The organism is Plantactinospora sp. DSM 117369 (assembly GCF_053764795.1).
In genome coordinates, this window is the sequence record NZ_CM132446.1 from 5533453 (window position 1) to 5548191 (window position 14739).

17 protein-coding genes are annotated in these 14739 nt (G+C 73.3%); 7 read left to right on the forward strand and 10 right to left on the reverse strand.

The genetic code is table 11. The features are described 5' to 3' along the window. Window positions 1-2: 2 nt before the first annotated feature. From ACSMXO_RS24095 to ACSMXO_RS24120, 6 genes are all read right to left on the reverse strand, one after another. Window positions 3-1043 (reverse strand): zinc-dependent dehydrogenase, encoded by a 1041-nt coding sequence (locus ACSMXO_RS24095; RefSeq protein WP_346256351.1) that lies wholly within the window; start codon window positions 1041-1043, stop codon window positions 3-5. Then, window positions 1040-1489: a PTS sugar transporter subunit IIA gene (locus ACSMXO_RS24100; RefSeq protein ID WP_455419299.1), complete on the reverse strand. Its 450-nt coding sequence runs from the start codon at window positions 1487-1489 to the stop codon at window positions 1040-1042. The genes ACSMXO_RS24095 and ACSMXO_RS24100 overlap by 4 nt, the downstream gene beginning before the upstream one ends. 1 nt (window position 1490) lies before the next feature. Continuing rightward, window positions 1491-1799, reverse strand: coding sequence for a PTS sugar transporter subunit IIB (locus ACSMXO_RS24105; protein WP_203856323.1), 309 nt, complete (start codon window positions 1797-1799; stop codon window positions 1491-1493). A gap of 33 nt (window positions 1800-1832) precedes the next feature. Further along, window positions 1833-3008, reverse strand: coding sequence for a mannitol-specific PTS transporter subunit IIC (mtlA, locus tag ACSMXO_RS24110; protein WP_455413865.1), 1176 nt, complete (start codon window positions 3006-3008; stop codon window positions 1833-1835). A 127-nt stretch (window positions 3009-3135) separates the two neighbouring features. Then, window positions 3136-4080 (reverse strand): 1-phosphofructokinase, encoded by a 945-nt coding sequence (gene pfkB, locus ACSMXO_RS24115; protein ID WP_455413866.1) that lies wholly within the window; start codon window positions 4078-4080, stop codon window positions 3136-3138. Beyond that, the gene (locus tag ACSMXO_RS24120) at window positions 4077-4838 is read right to left on the reverse strand and encodes a DeoR/GlpR family DNA-binding transcription regulator (RefSeq protein ID WP_346256348.1); all 762 of its coding nucleotides are present in this window, start codon (window positions 4836-4838) and stop codon (window positions 4077-4079) included. The genes pfkB and ACSMXO_RS24120 overlap by 4 nt, the downstream gene beginning before the upstream one ends. A 554-nt stretch (window positions 4839-5392) precedes the next feature. Here ACSMXO_RS24120 and ACSMXO_RS24125 point away from each other — a divergent pair. From ACSMXO_RS24125 to ACSMXO_RS24135, 3 genes are all read left to right on the forward strand, one after another. Then, complete coding sequence (locus ACSMXO_RS24125) at window positions 5393-5863, forward strand: ribonuclease domain-containing protein (RefSeq protein ID WP_455413867.1); 471 nt, start codon at window positions 5393-5395, stop codon at window positions 5861-5863. Between the two features lie 97 nt (window positions 5864-5960). Beyond that, a complete protein-coding gene (locus tag ACSMXO_RS24130; RefSeq protein ID WP_455413868.1) occupies window positions 5961-6374 on the forward strand; it encodes a barstar family protein in 414 nt (137 codons plus the stop codon). 30 nt (window positions 6375-6404) lie between these two features. Beyond that, window positions 6405-6701, forward strand: coding sequence for a mycothiol transferase (locus ACSMXO_RS24135; RefSeq protein ID WP_455413869.1), 297 nt, complete (start codon window positions 6405-6407; stop codon window positions 6699-6701). A 49-nt stretch (window positions 6702-6750) separates the two neighbouring features. Here ACSMXO_RS24135 and ACSMXO_RS24140 read toward each other — a convergent pair whose 3' ends face one another. Next, window positions 6751-7368: a TetR/AcrR family transcriptional regulator gene (locus ACSMXO_RS24140; RefSeq protein WP_455413870.1), complete on the reverse strand. Its 618-nt coding sequence runs from the start codon at window positions 7366-7368 to the stop codon at window positions 6751-6753. After that, the gene (locus ACSMXO_RS24145) at window positions 7361-8161 is read right to left on the reverse strand and encodes an SDR family NAD(P)-dependent oxidoreductase (protein WP_455413871.1); all 801 of its coding nucleotides are present in this window, start codon (window positions 8159-8161) and stop codon (window positions 7361-7363) included. Before ACSMXO_RS24145 ends, ACSMXO_RS24140 begins: the two co-directional genes overlap by 8 nt. A gap of 103 nt (window positions 8162-8264) precedes the next feature. Between ACSMXO_RS24145 and ACSMXO_RS24150 the strand changes: the two genes are divergently transcribed. The 4 genes from ACSMXO_RS24150 to ACSMXO_RS24165 all read left to right on the forward strand — a co-directional run bounded on the left by ACSMXO_RS24150 (window position 8265) and on the right by ACSMXO_RS24165 (window position 12890). Further along, window positions 8265-8417 (forward strand): hypothetical protein, encoded by a 153-nt coding sequence (locus tag ACSMXO_RS24150; RefSeq protein WP_455413872.1) that lies wholly within the window; start codon window positions 8265-8267, stop codon window positions 8415-8417. A 134-nt stretch (window positions 8418-8551) separates the two neighbouring features. Continuing rightward, window positions 8552-10291: a DEAD/DEAH box helicase gene (locus tag ACSMXO_RS24155; protein ID WP_455413873.1), complete on the forward strand. Its 1740-nt coding sequence runs from the start codon at window positions 8552-8554 to the stop codon at window positions 10289-10291. 89 nt (window positions 10292-10380) lie between these two features. Next, window positions 10381-11136 carry a class I SAM-dependent methyltransferase gene (locus tag ACSMXO_RS24160; protein ID WP_455413874.1) on the forward strand — a complete coding sequence of 252 codons (756 nt, stop codon included), beginning with the start codon at window positions 10381-10383 and terminating at the stop codon, window positions 11134-11136. 386 nt (window positions 11137-11522) lie between these two features. After that, entirely contained in the window at window positions 11523-12890 is a 1368-nt protein-coding gene (locus ACSMXO_RS24165) for a glycoside hydrolase family 6 protein (protein WP_455413875.1), read from the forward strand. A gap of 113 nt (window positions 12891-13003) precedes the next feature. Here the strand turns inward: ACSMXO_RS24165 and ACSMXO_RS24170 are convergent, their stop codons facing one another. Together ACSMXO_RS24170 and ACSMXO_RS24175 are read right to left on the reverse strand one after the other, a co-directional pair. Then, window positions 13004-13354 carry a DUF1801 domain-containing protein gene (locus ACSMXO_RS24170; RefSeq protein ID WP_455413876.1) on the reverse strand — a complete coding sequence of 117 codons (351 nt, stop codon included), beginning with the start codon at window positions 13352-13354 and terminating at the stop codon, window positions 13004-13006. Between the two features lie 31 nt (window positions 13355-13385). Beyond that, window positions 13386-14690: an SGNH/GDSL hydrolase family protein gene (locus tag ACSMXO_RS24175; RefSeq protein ID WP_455413877.1), complete on the reverse strand. Its 1305-nt coding sequence runs from the start codon at window positions 14688-14690 to the stop codon at window positions 13386-13388. Window positions 14691-14739: the final 49 nt, after the last annotated feature.

A 14739-nucleotide genomic window follows, 5' to 3' on the forward strand; every position in this document is an offset into this window, starting at 1 on the left:
TCTCAGGGTTCGATCGTGACCTTGATGGCCTCGCCCCGGGCGACCACGCCAAAGGCGTCGATGGCCCGCTCCAGCGGAAGCCGGTGGGTGATCAGGTCGGACACCGGCACCGAGCCGGTGGCGATCAGGCGCAGCGCCTCGGCATTGTGCGCCGGGCTGGAGCCGTTGGCGCCGACGATGGTCAACTCGCGGTAGTGCACCAGGTTGGAGTCGAGCGAGATGATCGGGTTGTCCTTGGGCAGGCCGCCGAAGAAGCTGATCCGCCCCTGCCGGGCGGCCATCTGCACCGCCTGCTCCTGGGCCGCGCCCGAGGCCGCCGCCGTGATGACCACGTCGGCGCCGCGCCCGTCGGTCAGCTTCAGCACCTCGTCGACCGGGTCGACCTCGGCGCCGCAGATCGCCGCGTCCGGCCGCACCAGCGCGGCCGCCAGCTCCAGGCGCTCCCGGTTCAGCTCGACCAGGAAGACCCGGGCGGCGCCCCGGGCCCGGGCCAGCCGGACGTGCAGGCAGCCGATCGGCCCCGAGCCGACCACCACCACGTCGTCGCCGGGGCCGACCCGGGCCAACTCCTGCCCGTTGAGTACGCAGGCCAGCGGCTCGGCCACCGACGCCTCGGCGAACCCGACCCCGTCCGGGATCCGGTGCAGCCCGTCCACCGCCAGTACCTTCGCCGGGACCACCAGGTATTGCGCGAAGCCGCCCTCGTAGTGGTAGCCCATCGACTCCTGGTTGGGGCAGACCGTCATCCGGCCCCGCCGGCACTCCGGGCAGGTGCCACACGGGATCGCCGCGATCACCTGCACCCGGTCCCCGGCCGCCCAGCCGGTGACCTCGGAACCGGTCTGCACCACCTCGCCGGCGATCTCGTGCCCCATCACCCGGGGCGGGTGGATGTGGTGGTGCCCGAACTTCGAGATCTTCACGTCGGTGCCGCAGGTGGAGCAGTTACGTACCCGGATCTTGACGTCGCCGGGGCCCGGGCTGGGCTCGGGGACGTCTTCGATGCGTACGTCGCCGGGGGCGTGGAATCGAACGGCCTTCATGGGTTGCTGTCCTCCCGTGCCGGCGTGAGCAGGGCCAGCACGTCTTCGGGGTCGGTGGCCTCGCGCAGCGCGCGGGCCCGGTCGGGGTCGAGCAGGATCTCGGCGAGGCTGGCCAGCAGCTCGACGTGGCCGTCGCCGCGGGCGGCTATCGCCACGCAGACGGTGACCGGCTGGCCGCCCCAGTCGACTCCGGTCGGAAACCGGAGCACCGCCAGCGCGTCCCGGTGCACCAGGTCCTTGCCGGCGAGCGTGCCGTGCGGGATCGCCACCCCCTCGCCGACGTAGGTGGAGACGGAGCGTTCCCGGGCGAGCATGGTCTGCACGTACTCCGGGTGGACCGCGTCGATGTCGACCAGGGCCTCGCCGCAGCGCCGGATCGCGTCGTCGCGGTCGGCGGCCACCTCGGTCAGCCGGATCGCCCGCCGGTCGAGGAGGTCCCCGGTCAGCTCAGCCACTGACCTCACCACCGGACTCGATCGCCTTGACCACGGCGGTCACCGCCGGGTCGCCGAGGAAGACCTGGAACGGCACGACGATCTTGTCAGGCGCGGCGGCCCGGGCCCGGGCGGCCAGCCCGTTGTGCGTGATCACCACGTCGGCGTCGCCCGGGATCGAGTTGACCGGGGTGTGCTCCACCGTGACCGAGTACTTCTTGAGCTGCTTGCGAAGTTGGCTGGCGAGCATGACGCTGCTGCCCATCCCGGCGTCGCAGGCGACCACGACCTTGTGGATGTCCTTACCGTTGATGCTGCCCATGGCAGTACCCCTCTCGTTCGTACGGTGGTCCGGTCAGCTCTCGGTGGTGACGGAGCGGGCCACGGCCGGGCTGGTCTCGCGGTCGCGGCCCTCGGTGGTGGGTTGGGCCGCTGTCGGGTCGTCGGCTTCGCCGCCGGTGACCTCGTCGGTCTTCGACTCGCCGTTGAGCTTGCCGAAGCCGAGCAGCGCCGAGGCGACCACGAAGGAGACCGCGGTGGCGATCAGGACGCCGAGCACCATGCCGAACCAGCCGCCGCGCGGGGTGACCGCCGCGTAGGCGAAGATGCTGCCCGGCGAGGGGGTGGCGACCAGACCGGCGCCGGTGATCATGAAGGTGCCGACTCCGGCGGCGCCACCGGCGATGGTGGCGAGGATCAGGCGCGGCTTCATCAGCACGTACGGGAAGTAGATCTCGTGGATGCCGCCGAGGAAGTGGATGATGCCGGCCGCCGGCACGCTCGGCCGCAGCGAACGCGGCCCGAAGAGGAAGAACGCGAGCAGCAGGCCGAGGCCCGGGCCGGGGTTCGACTCGATCATGAACAGGATCGACTTGCCGGTCTCCTGCGCCTGCGCCACCGCCAGCGGCGACAGTACGCCGTGGTTGATCGCGTTGTTCAGGAAGAGCACCTTGGCCGGCTCCACCAGTACGGAGGCGACCGGCAGCAGGTTCTGCCCGATCAGCCAGTCCACTCCGCTGCCGGCCCAGTCGCTGAGCCGGCCGACCACCGGGCCGGCACCCCAGACGCCGAACAGGGCCATGGCGCCGCCGACGATCCCGGCGGAGAAGTTGTCGACCAGCATCTCGAAGCCGGGGCGGATGCGGTCCTCGACCAGCCGGTCGAAGAGCTTGATCAGGTAGGCGGCGGCCGGACCCATGATCATCGCGCCGAGGAACATCGGGATGTCCGCACCGACGATCATGCCGACGGTGGCGACCGCGCCGACCACCGCGCCGCGCTGACCGTGCACGATCCGGCCGCCGGTGTAGCCGATCAGGATCGGCAGCAGGCTGAAGATCATCGGGTCGACCAGCTTGGCCAGGTCTTCGTTGGGCAGCCAGCCGGTCGGGATGAAGAGCGCCGTGATCAGGCCCCAGGCGATGAACGCCCCGATGTTGGGCATGACCATTCCGGCCAGGTGACCGCCGATCCGCTGGACCTGGGCTCTGAAGCCGCTGCCCTGGACCTCCGGGGTGTACGACACGGCCATGAGGGGGACTCCTTCGCAGAGGTACGGCCCGCGTTACCGAACGCGGCCCGGGTCGGATGTCATGCCGTCGGCTCCGGGGGTCGGCCGACGTCCGGGATGCTGTCGCTGTGTTGCTGGCATGACCGGCTCACCCCTGCGGCAGCAACGGCCGGACCAGGTCCGGTCGGGGGTGGAGTCGGACGGTGTTCCGGACCAGGTCGCCAGGGCCGGGCATCAGGCTGCCGGGCAGGCTGACCGCGGCGGCGCCCCAGGCGAGCCCTTCGGCGAGGGCGTCCGGGCCGCGCGCGCCGGCGGCCAGGAAACCGGCCAGCAGCGCGTCGCCGGCCCCGACCGTGCTCTTCGGCTGCGCCACCGGCGACTCCCCGGTGACCACGCCCGCCGCGTCGACCAGCACCGCGCCGTCGGCACCGAGGCTGGCCAGCACGGTGCCGGCGCCCCAGCTCCGGAGCCGGGCAGCGGCGTCGACCACGTCGCCGAGGGACCGCAGCGGGGCGCCGACCGCCTCGGACAACTCCTCCCGGTTCGGCTTGACCAGCGCCACGCCGGCCTCGGCGGCGGCCCGCAGCGCCGGCCCGCTGGTGTCGACCGCCAGCCGCACCCCGGCGTCGACCAGCCGGGCGCAGAGGTCGCCGAAGGCCGCCACCGGCAGCCCCGGCGGCATGCTGCCGCAGGCCACCACCCAGTCGGCCGCGCCGGCCGCCGCCAGCACCGCCCTGGTGACCTCGGCGAACTCCGTCCCGGTCAGGACCGGGCCGGACTCGTTGATCTTGGTTACCGTGCCGTCCGGTTCGGCGAGGGTGATGTTCGACCGGGTACGGCCGGCGATCGGCACCACCAGCAGCTCGACGCCCTCGCCCTCCAGCAGCCGGACGAGCTGGGCCCCCTCCTCGCCACCGACCGGCAGCACGGCGCGGGACGGCACCCCGTTGGCCAGCAGTGCCCGGGAGACGTTGACGCCCTTGCCGCCCGGGTCGAGGTGTGCGGAGGAGGCCCGGATCACCTCGCCCCGGACCAGCAGGTCGATCTCCATCGCCCGGTCCAGGCTGGGGTTGAGCGTGACGGTGAGGATCATGCCCGCACCACCCGTACGCCGGCCGCCTCGACGTCGTCGGCCAGTTCTTCGTCGACTCCGTTGTCCGTGATCAGCAGGTCGAGGTCGGCCAGGGTGCCGAACCGGGCCAGATAGTCATTGCCGATCTTGGTGTGGTCGGCGAGCAGTACCACCCGGCGGGCGGCACCGATCATCGCCCGCTTCACCGCCGCCTCGGCCGGATCCGGGGTGGTCATCCCCCGCTCGACCGAGCAGCCGTTGGTGCCCATGAAGGCGACGTCGACGTAGAGCTCGGCGAGCGGGCGCAGCGCCCAGTCGTCCACCGTGGCCAATGTCTTGCCGCGCAGTCGGCCGCCGAGCAGCAGCACCGTGAGGTTGGGCTTCAGCCCGAGCGCGGAGGCCAGCACCGGAGAGTTGACCACCACGGTCAGCTCGCGGTCGGAGGGCAGCAGGTGCGCCAGCCGGGCGGTGGTGGTGCCGGCGTCGAGGATGACGGCACCCTCGTCGGGCAGCTCGGCCAGCGCCGCCTTGGCGATCCGCTCCTTCTCGGTGATGAGTACGGCGTCCCGGGCGGCGAGTGCGGGCTCGAACCCGATCCGCTCGACCGGGATCGCCCCGCCGTGCACCCGGCGGAGCACTCCGGCCCGCTCCAGCACGGTCAGGTCCCGGCGGATCGTCTCCGCGGTCACGTTCATGCCCTCGGCCAGCGCCATCACGTCGACCCGGCCCGCCTCGCGGGCCAGACGCAGGATCTCCTGCTGACGTTCCTCGGCGTACATCTGTTGGATCTCCCGCCCGGTTGCTTTTGCTTATCCTTCTGTTTACGCCCGTTTCTGTGGGCAGTCAACATCCAGCCGTAACAGTTTGGTCATCTGGTCGACGCAGCAGGGCGTGATCCAGGACATTCCGCCCGCGTGGCACGGGCTCCCTTCTGGGCCGCCGTCCGGTTGACTGCGTGGCGGCTGGGTGAGTGACGCCGGAACCAAACCCACAGAGATCTCCGTTTGTGTGGTTTCGCCGCACCCGTCTCCGGGCCGGCGCCGGCCACCGCCCGGTCCGGTATCCAGAGCGCCGGACCGTCTCCGGCCCCGATCCGCCGCGGAGCGCAGTGAACCTTTTTCAACCTCCCCTTGCGGTCCGGCGGACCGCAAGGTCGGACGCGGTGCGTGAGCGCCGCGCGGTCCAGGTGGAAAAAGGTTCAGTGATCGTCGGCGGGAACAGCCGGTGGCGCATCGATTAACTTCACCGCCAGCCCCTACCGGCGGGGACCTCGGCTGCCGAGGATGGAGCCGACCCGCACACCCCGCGGGCTCCGTCCGAACTGGAGGACACCTTGGCCGTATCCGCCGCCCCCCGCTGGACCGTCCGTCCCGTCCCGGCCACCCCGGCCCGGGCCCACCGGTTCCTGACCAGCTTCGCGATGCTGGTCACCCTGGTCGCCGGCCTGCTGGTCGGACCGGCCGTGGTCGCGCCGACCCAGACCGACTCCGCGTCGGCCGCCGTCTACAGCTCGTGCACCATGGCGCGCTGTGCGGACGCCCGGGCCGCCCGCAGCGGCTGGGCGAGCCGGGGCTTCCCCACCGCCCGCAACTGGTACTCCTGGAGCGGCGGGCTCTACAACTACGCCGGTGGCCAGCACTTCAACCGCGAGGGCCAGTTGCCGACCAACGCCACCTACTACGAGTACGACGTCTACCCGCGCAACCGCGGTGCGGCCCGGGACGCGTACCGGATCGTGGTGAACAAGGCGACCGGAGCGACCTGGTTCACCCCGAACCACTACACGGACTTCTACCGACTCTGACGACCGCACCGGACGCCCGGCCTCCCGCCCTCGGCGTACCGTCGCCCTGGCAGCAGCAGCCGTCCGGTCGGGAGGCCGGACCGACCGAGGGACCACCATGCCCGACCAGTCCGGCCCGGTACTTCCGTCCTGGCTGACGGTCTCGGCCGACCCGCCGGCCCGGGACTCCACCGTGCTCGCCGGGGCCGGAAGCCGTACCCGGGCCGCCCTGTTCACCGAGTGGGCGGCCCGGCTGGGCTTCCCGGACTACTTCGGCCGGAACTGGGACGCCTTCGAGGAGTGCCTCACCGACCTCGTCGCGGGGCGGCCCCGGACCCTGGTGGTGACGGACGCGGCGGACCTGCTCGCCGACGAGCCACCGGAGCAGCTCGGCATCCTGCTCGGCGTACTCGGCACGATCGCGGCCGGTGCGGCCGCCCCGACCGCCGGGCCGGCGTTGCGGGTGCTCCTGCACCCGGGCCCGGCCGATCCCGACGTACTCCGCCGCCGGGTCGGGACCGTGCTCGCCTGATGGCGCGGGCGTGGGTGGCGTTTCCAGGCGGTGGTCGCCGGGAACTTCCCGGGAAGTCTCTACACGGCAACCGATGACGACGACGAGGACTTCAACGACCTCGACTCCGCCACCGGCGAGACCGCGTTCGCGATCTGGCGGGCCGAGGTCGCGCAGTCCCGCCGGATCACCGCCGCGCGTCCGCTGGAGGCGCTGGGCACCCACCCGGTCACCGGTCAGACACTCACGCTCCGCTGGGTGCTCAACCACATGATCGACGAGTACGCCCGGCACAACGGCCACGCCGACCTGATCCGGGAGGCCATCGACGGCCAGGTCGGCGAGTAGCGGTAGGCCGGGCGGTGCCTTCCGGGCCGTTGCGCCGCGGCCGGCTCGGTCAGCGGGGTCCCGGGTCGGCCAGCAGTGCGGCGACGGTGCGGGTCATCACCGCCCGGGCCTGCTGCACGCCCAGCCCGAGCCCGTCGCGCAGCATCGACCAGCTCGGCCACATGCTGCTGGCCACCAGCGCGTGCACGAGTTGCTCCCGGCCGGCGCCGGCCCGGTCGAGTTCGTCGGCGAACAACTCCTCGACCTCGGCGCGGACCCGGTCGACGTGCCTGAGGCGGTTGCGGCGCAACGCGGCGGAGACCGGCTCCCGCAGCTGCGCGGCCCGGGCGGCAGGCTCGATCAACTGGAGCAGTCGGGCCCGTTGCCGGCAGTACGCGTCGACCCGCTCGGCCAGGGGCAGCGCCCGGGAGATCGGCCGGTGGGCCGCGTCCTGCTGCCGGAGCACCTGCTCGCCGCTGGCCTCGAAGAGGGTCTCCATGTCCTTGAAATTGGTCCAGAGTGTCCGCAGCGACACCCCGGCCCGCTCGGCGATCCGCTCACCCGTCGGCCGGAGGTCGCCCTCGCCGATCAGCGCGAGGTGCGCCTCGACGATGGCCGCCCGGGAGCGCTCCGCCCGCGCGTTGCGCCCGTCGACCCGGACCGCCGCCGATGAAGCCCGGTCAGTCATCGGCCGGCCGTTCGAGATCGCGCTGCACCCGGTTCATCCCGTGCAGCCAGCGGTCCGGGTCGGCGGCCCGCCGGGTGTAGTAGGTCGCCACCTCCGGATGCGGCAGCACCAGGAACCGGTCGTCGGCGAGTGCCGCCACCACCAGCTCGGCGACCTGCTCGGGGGTGACCGCCCCGGCGGCGAGCAGGGCGGCGCCGGGCCCTTCGCCCCGCTCCAGCATCGGAGTGCGGACCCCCTGCGGGCAGAGCGCCTGCACGACGATGCCCCGGTGGGCGTAGCTCGCCCGCAGCCACTCGGCGAACGCCACCGCCGCGTGCTTGGTGACCGAGTACGGGGCGGCGCCGAGCAGGGTGAGCAGACCGGCCGCCGAGGCGGTGACGAGGAACCGGCCACGCCCGGCCGCCAGCCAGTCGGGCAGCAGTTCGCGGGCGGCGTACACCTGGGACATGGTGTTGACCCGCCAGGCGTGCTCCCAGGTCTGGTCGGCGGCGTCCAGCCCTCCGGTGCCGGGCACTCCGGCGTTGGCGCAGAACAGGTCGATCCGGCCGAACCGGTCCCGGGCGTACCGGACCAGCGCGGCCACCGCGGTCGGGTCGGCCATGTCGGCGGGGAAGACCTCGCCGCCGATCCGGGCCGCGACCGCCCGGGCAGCGTCGGCGTCGAGGTCGTTGACCAGCACCCGAGCGCCCTCCGCTGCGAACCGGGTGGCCAGCGCCGCGCCGATGCCGGAACCCGCCCCGGTCACCACCACGGCCGCGCCGGGCAGGACGAAGCCCTGGATTTTCGCATTCACGATGCAAATACTATCCCGATCCCGCCCCGCCACGTCGATGCCTCCCCCGGCCGCGCCGCCCCCGTACCCCGACCTGCCGGAGCCCGATGGCGGAGTACGGGCGGTGTCCAGCTCCTACCGCACCTGCGTCAGTGTGGTGGTGGCCACGGCCCTGGCCCTGGCCGCCGCCGTACTGACCGGCGGGGAGTTCGGCGACGAGGAGATCCGGATGCTCCGGCCCGTTCCGCCGCCGGTCGGTTCGGCCCCGGGGCGCTAGGGCGCCATCGTGCGCCGGGGGCCGCCGCACGATGGCGCCCCGGGCGACGAGAAAGACCGTCCGGCGGGCGATGGCCGGCCGAGATCCGCCGGTCGCCGCATCGCCCGGTTCGGCGTGGTGAAAAGCTGATGGGTATGAGTTCCGACAGCGCACCACCCGCTCCGCCGGTCAGCACCAGCCCGAACGACCCCGACGACTCCGGCACCTTCGCCGACCTCGGGCTGCGGACCGAACTCCTGGACGCGCTCGGCACACTGGGCTACGAGGAGCCGACCGCCATCCAGCGGACCGCCATCCCGCCCCTGCTGGCCGGCCGGGACCTGCTCGGCCAGGCCGCCACCGGGACCGGCAAGACCGCCGCCTTCGCGCTGCCGCTGTTGCACCGGCTGCCGGAGGGGCGGCGCTCCGGGGCGCCGGCGGCGCTGATCCTGGTGCCGACCCGGGAACTGGCCGTGCAGGTCTCCGAGGCCATCCACCGGTACGGCCGGGACCTCGGCGTACGGGTGCTGCCGATCTACGGGGGCCAGCCGATCGCCCGGCAACTGCGGGCGCTGGACGGCGGGGTGGACGTGGTGGTGGCGACCCCGGGGCGGGCCCTGGACCACATCGCCCGGGACACCCTGCGGCTGGAGGGCCTCGGCACGGTGGTGCTGGACGAGGCGGACGAGATGCTCGACATGGGCTTCGCCGAGGACATCGAGGCGATCCTGCAACACGTACCCGAGCAGCGGCAGACGGTGCTCTTCTCCGCCACCATGCCGGCCCGGATCGACGGGATGGCCCGGCAGTACCTGCGGGACCCGGCCCGGATCGAGATCGGCCGGCAGCCCGCGCCGACCGGCACCGCTCCGTTGGTCCGGCAGACCGCGTACGTGGTCGCCCGGTCGCACAAGCCGGCCGCCCTCGGCCGGGTACTCGACGTCGAGGCGCCGACCGCGGCGATCGTCTTCTGCCGCAGCCGGGAGGAGGTCGACCGGCTGACCGAGACCATGAACGGTCGCGGCTACCGGGCCGAGGCGCTGCACGGCGGGATGACCCAGGAGCAGCGGGACCGGGTGATGGGCCGGCTCCGGGCCGGCACCGCCGACCTGCTGGTGGCGACCGACGTGGCCGCCCGGGGACTGGACATCGAGCAGCTCACCCACGTGGTGAACTACGACGTGCCGTCGGCGCCGGAGTCGTACGTGCACCGGATCGGACGGGTCGGCCGGGCCGGTCGGCAGGGGGTGGCGATCACCCTGGCCGAGCCCCGGGAACACCGGATGCTCAAGACCATCGAGCGGACCACCGGGCAGCGGATCTCGATCGACAAGATCCCGACCGTGGCCGACCTGCGGACCCGGCGGCTGGAGATGACCCGGGCGGCGCTGCACGAGAGCCTGCTGGAGGACGACCTCGAGCCGTTCCGGGTGATCGTGGAGACCCTCACCGACGAGTTCGACGTGATGGAGGTGGCGTTGGCGGCGGTGAAGCTGGCGCACGAGTCGGCGGGCGGCGGCCCGGTCGACGAGGAGGAGGACATCCCGCAGGTGGCGTTCCGGACCGACCGGGACGGTCGGGCCCGGCGCGACGGTGGCCGGGACGACCGGCGCGGCGGCCGGCCCCGCTCCGGCGACATGGCCTGCCTGTTCATCGGGGTCGGTCGGCGGGCCGGCATCCGGCCGCAGGACCTGGTCGGGGCGATCACCGGCGAGACCGGGGTCAGCGGCCGGGAGATCGGCTCGATCGAGATCGCCGACCGGTTCTCGCTGGTCGAGGTGCCGAGGTCGGCGGCGAACGAGGTGATCACGCGGCTCCGGCAGAGCACCATCAAGGGCCGCAAGGCGACGGTACGCCGGGACCGCGAGGTCGGTCGCGACCAGCGCGACGGCTGAAGCAGGGTGCCAGCGGGCTCCCCGCCGCTGTGCGGGAACGCGCCCGTCGGCGCCGGCCGGCCCGACGGACGTCATCGGAGGAGGGGTGGGTGGACGGGGCGGATCCGGACCGCTGGTCGGCGGTCGCGGCCGGCTGGGCCGAACTGTGGGGCGGCTTCGCCGAGCCGGTCTGGCGGGCGGTCGTGGCGGCGAGTGGGATCGGGCCTGGTTCCCGGGTGCTCGACGTCGGCTGCGGCGGTGGTGACCTGCTCGGATATCTCGACCGGCTCGGCGCGGTGACCGCCGGGGTCGACCCGGCGCCCGGCATGCTGGCGCTGGCCCGGTCCCGGGTGCCGGCCGCCGACCTCCGGGTCGGCGACGCCGAGCGGCTGCCCTGGCCGGACCACACGTTCGAGCTGGTCACCTCGGTCAACGCCGTGCAGTTCGCCGAGGACACCCTGGACGCACTGGCCGAGTGCGTCCGGGTCACCCGGCCCGGTGGCCTGGTCGCGATCGCCAACTGGGCGGAGGGGCGGCACAACGATCTGGACATCGTCGAGCGGGCCGTCGCCGACGCCGCTGGCGACGAGCCGCTGCCCGACGGCGAGTTGCGGCAGCCCGGTGGCCTTGAGCGGCTGCTCGCCGACGGTGGGCTCGACGTGGTCGTGGCGGGGTTGGTCCCGGTCCCCTGGTACGCGCCCGACGACGACGCGCTGGTGCGTGGCGTGCTGCTCGGCGAGGACCCGGAGACGATGGCCGCCACCGCGTCGACGGTGCGCGACGCGGCCCGCCCGTTCCGGCAGCCGGACGGCGGCTATCGCCTGGACAACGCGTTCCGGTACGCCGTCGGCCGTACCCCCGGCTGACCGTCCGGCGCCCGGCCGAGTAGATGATGAACACGCCGGCCGCGCCGAGGAGCCGGGCCCACCGTGGCTGCGCGGGCCGGTCTGGTGCCTTCCCCCACTGAACCCTTTTCGACCTCCCCTTGCGGTGCGGTGGACCGCAAGGTCAGACGCGGTGCGTGAGCGCCGCGCGGTTGTCCTGGGCGCTTCCGTGCGGGTACCGGAGCCTATCGAGCGGCGCGGCTGCGGACCGTCCGGGATGGACACTCCGGCTACCCGATCGTCCAGCGTCCGGCCTGTCCCGGAGAGGTGACCGGACGATGGCGGCACCCCGCCGACCGGGCGGACCGGATAGTATTATCAATTCACAATCATCAATAGCCGTCTCCTGGACGGCTGGATCTCGCGGGGTGAGCGAAACCATGACACTGCCGCTACCCGTACCTGCGTCGGCGGGACCGCGTCGGGCCCTGACCATGCTGACCGCGCTGGCCCTGCTGGCCGGCTCGGCCGCCTCCCCCGCCCGCGCCGCCGAGGTCGAGCGAGGTTCGGTGGACAACCCCTACGTCGGTGCGACGGCGTATGTGAACCCGGAGTGGTCCGCCCGGGCCCGCGCCGAACCGGGCGGGGCGGCGGTCGCCGACCAGCCGACCGCGGTGTGGCTGGACCGGATCGCCGCCATCGACGGCACGTCCGGACGGATGGGGCTGCGCGCCCACCTGGACACGGCCCTGGCGCAGGGCGCCGACCTGGTGCAGCTGACCCTCTACAACCTGCCCGGGCGGGACTGCAACCGCCGGGTCAGCTACGGCGAGCTGGCCATCGACGAACTCGACCGGTACCGGACCGAGTTCGTCGACCCGATCGTGGCGATTCTCGCCGACCCGAGCTACGCGGGGCTGCGGATCGTCACCGTCGTGGAGCCGAACTCGCTGCCCAACCTGGTCACCCACACCTCGCCCCGCCCCGCCGCGACAGCCGGCTGCGACCAGGTCAAGGCCCGGGGAAGCTACCTCGCCGGCATCGGCTACGCACTGGCCCGACTGGCCACCGTACCCAACGTCTACGCCTATCTGGACGCCAGCCACCACGGCCAGCTCGGGTGGTCGACGGACGGGGCCGCGACGGCGGCGCTGCTGTACCAGGCGGCCACCACCGCCGGCAGCACTCCCTCGGCCGTACACGGCGTCACCGTCAACGTGGCCAACTACTCGGTGCTGCGCGAGCCGTACCTCGACGCCGACGACGTGGTCAACGGCCAGCCGGTACGGGACACGGCCTGGATCGCCGGCAACGCCTACGTCGACGAGTTGCCGTACGCCCAGCAACTGCGCCAGCTCCTGGTCGCCAGCGGCTTCTCCCCGCGGATCGGCATGCTGGTCGACACCTCGCGCAACGGGTGGGGCGGCCCGGACCGGCCCACCGGCCCCGGACCGTCGACCAGCGCCGAGGAGTACGTCGAGGCGGGCCGGACCGACCGGCGCGGCTACCTCGGCAACTGGTGCAACCAGGTCGGCGCCGGACTCGGCGTACGGCCGGTCGCGGCGCCGGAGGCCGGCATCGACGCGTACGCCTGGATCAAGCCGCCCGGCGAGTCCGACGGTGCCAGCGACGTGCTCGGGGCGCACCGGCCGTACGAGCCGATGTGCGACCCGACGTACCGCCCGCACCTGTTCCCCACGGTGACCAGTGGTGCGATGCAGAACGCCCCACCGGTCGGCGAGTGGTTCCCGGCGCACTTCCGGCAACTGCTGGCCAACGCGTGGCCGCCGCTCTGACCGGCAGGGCACCGGACGGAGCACCGCCGTACGCCCTGCGCGGCGGTGCTGGCGTCACGCGGCGGCCCGGTCACCGCGATCCGCCCGCCGCCCGGCCGGGGCAGCCCGGCGGCTCACCGCCCGTCCAGCGCCACCGCCTGCCGGATGTAGTCGCGTAGCGCGCCGAGGGGCACCGCGTCCGGCTTCTTGATCTTGATGTGCCGGGTGGCCTTGCCGACTCCGGCCAGCAGGCCGTGCCGGTCGGTGAACTCCGCGCCCCGGGCGAAGGCGAAGGTGAGGTGGGTCCTGCTCGGGCTGACGATCGCCAGGATCCGCTCGCCCCGCCAGGCGAGCGACCCGCTGCTGATCACCTCCCGCGCGCCCGGTGCGGCATCCATCATCAGGTCACGCAGCACGCCGATGATGGCCTGGTGTTCGGCCGAGTAGGTGGCCCGGACGTGTTCGTCGAGCTTCGCGTCGGTCATCGTTCGTCCCTCCTGGACGTAGCGGCCCGGCTCAGCGCAGCGCCCGGGCGACCGCAGTTGCGATCAGCTCCGCCCCGGCGTCGTTGACGTGCAGCCGGTCACCGGCGTCGAACTCCGGTCGCAGGGCGTCCGGGTCCGCCGGGTCGGCGAGGAGCCGGTCCAGGTCGACCAGGGCGTCGTACCCGACACCCGCGCGGAGCGAATCGTTCACCCGGTCCCGGACCTCCTCGTTCGCCGGGGTGTCGTAGCCGAGCCCCCCCTTCCATGGCGGGATTGTCAGGCCGACCACCTGGATGCCCCGCCGGTGCGCGGCCCGGACCAGCGCCCGGTGCCCGTCGACCACCTCAGCGGCGGTCACCACCGGCGAGGCGCCGCAGCCGAAGTCCGGAAAGCCGCCCCCGCCGATGTCGTTCGTGCCGAGCAGGACGACCACGGCGCGCACGCCCGGCTGGCCGAGCGCGTCCCGGTGGAACCGGGTCACCCCCCGCTCGCCGTAGCAGGGCGAATCGGCGAGCAGCTTGTTGCCGTTGATCCCGAGGTTGGCCACGCCCAGCCGGCGACCTCCGGCGACGAGACGCTCGGCCAACTGGTCCGGGTACCGGTTGTCGGCACCGGGGCTGCTGCCGTAGCCGTCGGTGATGGAGTCGCCGAACGCGACCACTGTGCCCCAGGCGGCATCACGACCGTCGGATCCGCCCCTTCCGGCCCGCCGCGGTGCCGGCCCGGAGACGTCGATGCCGGTCAGGTAGTACCAGGAGTGGCTGGTGGCGCCGCCGAACGCCTCGGCGCCGGGCTCCGTTCGCCGGTCGCCAGTGGCCCGGTAGGTGGTGGTGAGGCCGCCCTGGTGGAACGTGGCCGGCCCGGACCCCTCGGCGAAGTAGAAGGTGACGGCCAGCCGGTCCAGCGCCGCGACCCCGAAGCGGACCGGGTCGGATACCACCTCGGCCCCGACCGGGACGGTCACCGACGACCGGTACTGGAAGGTGAGTGGTCGCAGCGTGCCGGGCCGGACCGCGGCGCCACCGCCGGAACTGCCGACGGTCGCACCGGCCAGCCGCAGCGGCTGCGTGCCGTACCGGTTGGAGAGCCGCACCCGTAGTCGGGTGCCGCCGACGCTGACCCGCACCACCTGCCGTACCGACTCGCCGGTGAAGCCGTCGACCGACCAGTTGGGCCCGTCCCAGTCGTTGCCGGGCACCGGGTGGTGCACGCCGGTCGCCCAGGCCGCCGACCAGTCCGCGGCCCCGGCCGCCCCGGCGGCGCCGACCGGTACGGCCAGCGCGGCCGCCGTCACGATCGCGGCCGCTGCGAGGCCGCGTGCCGTTGAAGATTTCACGGTACTGTTCCCTCCTCCGATGGTCCGTCGATCCGGCGTCCGGTGCCGC